Origin of the sequence: Clostridium sp. ZS2-4, from assembly GCF_026719745.1 — a bacterium.
GTDB lineage: Bacteria > Bacillota > Clostridia > Clostridiales > Clostridiaceae > Clostridium_H.
Genome location: NZ_JAPPRQ010000096.1, coordinates 1 through 4,875, shown reverse-complemented (window position 1 = coordinate 4,875; position 4,875 = coordinate 1). Strand labels below are relative to the sequence as shown.

At 27.9% G+C, this 4,875-nt stretch carries 5 protein-coding genes, 1 tRNA gene and 1 rRNA gene; all 7 read right to left on the bottom strand.

What is annotated here, in order from left to right; translation table 11 throughout:
- Positions 1 to 119: 119 nt before the first annotated feature.
- The 7 genes from OIO11_RS12005 to rrf all read right to left on the bottom strand — a co-directional run bounded on the left by OIO11_RS12005 (position 120) and on the right by rrf (position 4,874).
- Positions 120 to 1,208, bottom strand: coding sequence for a sensor histidine kinase (locus tag OIO11_RS12005; protein WP_268071703.1), 1,089 nt, complete (start codon positions 1,206 to 1,208; stop codon positions 120 to 122).
- Positions 1,190 to 1,879, bottom strand: a complete 690-nt coding sequence (locus OIO11_RS12000; protein ID WP_268071702.1) for a response regulator transcription factor — start codon at positions 1,877 to 1,879, stop codon at positions 1,190 to 1,192. The genes OIO11_RS12005 and OIO11_RS12000 overlap by 19 nt, the downstream gene beginning before the upstream one ends.
- A gap of 126 nt (positions 1,880 to 2,005) precedes the next feature.
- Positions 2,006 to 2,776, bottom strand: coding sequence for a hypothetical protein (locus OIO11_RS11995; protein ID WP_268071701.1), 771 nt, complete (start codon positions 2,774 to 2,776; stop codon positions 2,006 to 2,008).
- Positions 2,777 to 2,794: 18 nt separating this feature from the next.
- Positions 2,795 to 3,634 (bottom strand): ABC transporter permease, encoded by an 840-nt coding sequence (locus OIO11_RS11990; protein WP_268071699.1) that lies wholly within the window; start codon positions 3,632 to 3,634, stop codon positions 2,795 to 2,797.
- A 20-nt stretch (positions 3,635 to 3,654) separates the two neighbouring features.
- The gene (locus OIO11_RS11985) at positions 3,655 to 4,392 is read right to left on the bottom strand and encodes an ABC transporter ATP-binding protein (protein WP_268071698.1); all 738 of its coding nucleotides are present in this window, start codon (positions 4,390 to 4,392) and stop codon (positions 3,655 to 3,657) included.
- Between the two features lie 284 nt (positions 4,393 to 4,676).
- Positions 4,677 to 4,752 (bottom strand) — tRNA-Phe (locus OIO11_RS11980).
- Between the two features lie 5 nt (positions 4,753 to 4,757).
- A 5S ribosomal RNA gene (gene rrf, locus OIO11_RS11975) occupies positions 4,758 to 4,874 on the bottom strand.
- Between the last annotated feature and the right edge of the window lies 1 nt (position 4,875).

Sequence of the window (4,875 nt, the reverse complement as noted above, 5' to 3'; positions counted from 1 at the left end):
TTATATGCTTGTTCTTTTTCATTTTGAGTATTCATATCTCTTCATCCTTTGTTTAATAATCTCTATTTTATTATAAATAGAGACACTATTTAGGACAAGGTGAAATTATTAACTTCTTTTTATATATCTTCAATTAATGATGAAAATTTAATTTCTTTATCTCGTGCTAATATTCTGTAATCAATACTTTTTTCCTCTATAAATTTAACTATATCGCATTTAGTATACTCAGGCTGAAAATCTGAAGTCTCTATTTTAGTTAATGTATTCATATCTCCTACAAGCTTAATCATTCTATCCGTATTTTTATTTATTAGATTAAGATATTTATAAAGTCTAACCTCATCTAGTTTTTTAGCATCCATAAGTCCTTCAACATGTCCTTTTATTATAGTGATAGGAGTTCTCAAGTCATGAGCTATGGCCCCTACCATTTCTTTTCTTTCTTCTTCTATTCTCCACTGTTTCTCTAATGTATTTTTTAGTTCAACTCTCATATTTTCAAAAGATTTACACACCATTCCTAATTCATTACTGCTTTCATAAGAAATGTTAAAATCTAAATCTTTATCCTTTATCTTTTGTGCCCCTTCTCTCAATTCATTTAAAGGTTTATTTAATCTTTTACATAGTCTTGTGGAAAAAATTAAAGTGAAAGTTATAATATAAATAAATGGTAATATTATGCTGATTATATCCGAATACTTAACTATAAAATTGTATTTTGGATTTTTAGCACTATTCCTTAAATAGTACTTAAAAACAATCATTCCTTGTAATTTATAACTATAGTTTATGGGTAGATACGCTATAACCTCTTGTCCTAAAAAACCATGATTTTCTATCTTCTTGCTACTAACAAGTTTTATAGGCGTGTCAATAATTGGATTATTATATTCTCCATAAACAAATTCGCCTTTTGAATCAATTACTTCATACTCTATACCTTGTAATGGTATAACCTTATTTAAATAGCTTTTAAAATCTTTATTCACAATCTTATCTGAGTAATTTTTTACATAGTCCTCTATTTCTTTCATCTTAGATTCGTAATAATCGGCTCTCAATATATTTCCTGTTGAAATTAACTTTATATTCATTACAAATCCTATAACAGTACAAATAAAACTAAAAAATAAAACCATTAATATAGTAACTATAAATTGCTTTTTCAACGAAAGTCTTTCAATTATATATTTTTTTGCCATCTATATCCTACTCCCCAAATTGTAGATATATACTCTATGTCTTTATCAAAATTACCAATTTTATGCCTTATCTTTTTAATGTGTTCAGCTACACCTGCTGAATTACCCTCTGCATCATATCCCCATATCTTCTCATATATCTGTTCTTTTGAAAAAACCTGCCCACAGTTAACAGCTAAAAATTCAATTATATCGAACTCTTTTTTAGTTAACGCAACTACTTCTCCGTCAGCATACAACATTCTTCCTTTTAAATCTATACTTAATTTTCCAAAATACAAATTAGATTTTTCATAATTATTAAGATTTCTCCTATCTCTTCTTAAATGAGCTTTTACTCTAGCTTTAAGTTGTCTTAAGCTAAAAGGTTTAGATATATAGTCATCTCCTCCTATTGCTAACCCCTGAATTATATATTGTTCTTCTTGTTTTGCCGTAAGAAAAATAATAGGACAACTCAATATATCTCTAATGCTTCTACATACTTCATATCCATTTTTATTAGGCATCATAACATCTAGTAATATCAAGTCTGGATGGAGATTAGATTTTTCTATTGCTTCATTTCCATCATATGCGGTAAAAACTTCGTATCCCTCATCTTCAAGTGAATCTTTTAAGAATGAAACTATGTCTTCCTCATCATCCACAACTAATATTTTTTCTTTCAAAACTCCTCACCTCATTATGCAGCAAATTATTATAGACTATGATTTAATATATTGTTTCATTTATAAATAACTTATTCTTTAACATACTATACTATATTTTACCATATTACTTTAAGCTTTAATATATTAGTCCAAACAATCTCTTTTACTCCATACTCCTGCACTAACTATAAACCCAATTACTATCATACATGTTGCCATTAAACTAAAAGTTCCCTCTGTTACATGAGTTAATATCTCAAAAATTCTTTGTAAATTGATAATTAAAAAATCAAACTTATCATGAACATATATTAAACCGCCAGTAATTACTATAGTTGATATTGCACCTATTACAGCATTAGGTACAACTAAACTAACAATACTACTAATTGCAAGTAAACATATCAAAATAACAAGTTCTAAAAAATAAAACTTCAAATTAAAAATCATCATATCTGCAGCACTAAAAAGTCCAGTCATATTTAAAATAGTTGTACTATAAACTTTAGGTAGATATACCATTCCAAAAATTGTGCTTATTAAAAATGTACTTAATACAAATGGTAATAACGTTATTATCAATGAAATCCATTTAGAACTTATAAATTTATATTTTTTGTAAGGTCTTATCATTACAAGTCTATAAGCACCTATACTCTTTTCATAACTTAAACTATCTGTAAAAAGCATAACACACACTACAAACATCAATACTATATGAACTTCTTTCATAACAAAAGGTGCAAAATTTAAAGAATTTAATTTAATTTCTGTATTAGGGTCATAAAAACTTACTTTATAAAAATTAAGAAACATGCATGCTCCTAATGTTAACAATATATATATAATTAAAAATATTCCTGTTCTTTTTCTCTGCCAAATTCTTTCTAATTCACTTATTATCAAAGGTTTCATTTTAATTACTCCTTCACTTTAAATTAAGTTATCTTTTCTTCTTGATAAAAAATACAATAAAGTACTAAATAAAGCTATATATCCTCCCAACACACTTAATATCCAAAAAGTTAAATAGAACTTTCCTGATAATAAAATACAAATTCCTTGATATTGAATTTCTATAAGTGATAAAAACATTGACTTACGTATAGCTTCTACACTCATTACAGATATCAATATTTTCGAAAAAATTTGAATTATGTATCCATACATTGCTGAAAATATTAAAAATCCAACATTTAATGCAACAGCTATAGTAGTAGTTTTGCTTATCATAGATATAAACATATAAAAAGCTGATATTGCTGCTAATGTTAAAAATGCAATCATATAATATTTAATGTTATACATTAAGGCTGCTTTTAACATAAACGGATGCTTTATAAAGAAAAACATTACTGTTTGTGTTTTTGGTAAAAACATATATCCAAAAGCAACACTTGCAGCAAAATAACAAATTAAGAACAATAATAAAGTAGATAAAACAACCAAATATTTAGCTACAACTATTTTAGTAAAACTATATGTTCTTATCATAACCATTCTCAGCTGTCCACTTCTATATTCTTCAGTTACAGACAATACTATAAAAAGTAATGCTAATATATTAATTACTGTAATAAGCTGTTCCTGCATAGCCACTGATGGGAAGTTTAAAAATGTTGTGTATTCCGGACTTGTATGTGGAATAGTGATATTTTTCTTTAAATAATATTTTAGCGTTCCCATTAATATTAAAGGTATTGAAAAAAAACAGAACCATGTAATCTTTTTGCTCCATAACCTTTCCCATTCGCTAATAAAAAGCTCTTTCACTATTACTACCACCTTTCAGATTAAGCAATTATTAAATTAATAAATGCATCCTCTATTCTACTACTGCCTTTAGCTTTTTCTAACAACTCTTCTTTTGAGCCTTTCCAAACAAGCTTACCTTTATTAATAACTATAAATCTATCACAAAGTTGTTGTAGTTCATCTAATAAGTGACTTGAAATAAAGAATGTTATTCCTTTTTCCTTTTGCAATTTAAATATAAGTTCTCTAAGTTGCCTCATACCTAAAGGATCTAATCCGTTAGAAGGCTCATCTAATATAATTAAGTCAGGATCTCCAAGTAGTGCCTGAGCTATACCTAATCTCTGTTTCATTCCCATAGAATAAGTCTTTACTTTCTCATCGCCTCTATCTTTGATTCCAACACTTTCTAATACTTCCTCTACTTTTTCCAACTGCTCTTTCCTAGACATATTTGTATTTAATCTTGCAAGATTTTGAAGATTTTTTCTTCCTGTCATATATGGGAAAAATATAGGTGCCTCAACAATAGCTCCTAGTTTATTCAATGCTTTCGCTCTCTCATTTTTAATATCTTTTCCGCAAACAAATATCTTTCCTTCAGTTGCATTTATAAGACCCGTTAAAAGTCTTATCATAGTAGTTTTCCCAGCTCCATTAGGTCCTAAGAAACCAGCTATTTGTCCTTCAAATACCTCAAACGAAATATCATCAAGTATTACTTTTTTACCTAGTCTTTTAGTTAAATTCTTAACTTCTATTTTTTTATTTTCCATAATTATCTCCTCCTTTAGTTTTGATTATAGAAGGTAATTTTAAAGATTTTATAAAGATATTTGAAAAAATATCACTAAAACTAAATTTCCATTTAAAAAGAATATTAAAATTGCTAGTCATAAACTTAGTGATTATAATATGTAACCTTTATGGAGTATTAATAGATAAAAAATCCTTATGTTTTACACATAAGGATTTTTTCTACAAACATAGCCTTTCTATTTGACTTTAAATTAATAATATTTATATAAAATAAAAAACGCTAACTAAATAGTTAGCGTTTTGGTGGCTTCAACTGGAATCGAACCAGTGACACGAGGATTTTCAGTCCTCTGCTCTACCGACTGAGCTATGAAGCCATATTACCCGGCGGCGACCTACTCTTCCACACCGTCTCCAGTGCAGTACCATCGGCGCTTTGAAGCTTAACCTTCGTGTTCGGAATGGGAACGGGTGTTACCTTCAAGCCATAACCACCAGAT

Coding starts and splice junctions, on each gene's coding strand:
- OIO11_RS12005 (WP_268071703.1), bottom strand. CDS start 1,208: ATGGCAAAAAAATATATAATTGAAAGACTTTCGTTGAAAAAGCAATTT.
- OIO11_RS11995 (WP_268071701.1), bottom strand. CDS start 2,776: ATGAAACCTTTGATAATAAGTGAATTAGAAAGAATTTGGCAGAGAAAA.
- OIO11_RS11985 (WP_268071698.1), bottom strand. CDS start 4,392: ATGGAAAATAAAAAAATAGAAGTTAAGAATTTAACTAAAAGACTAGGT.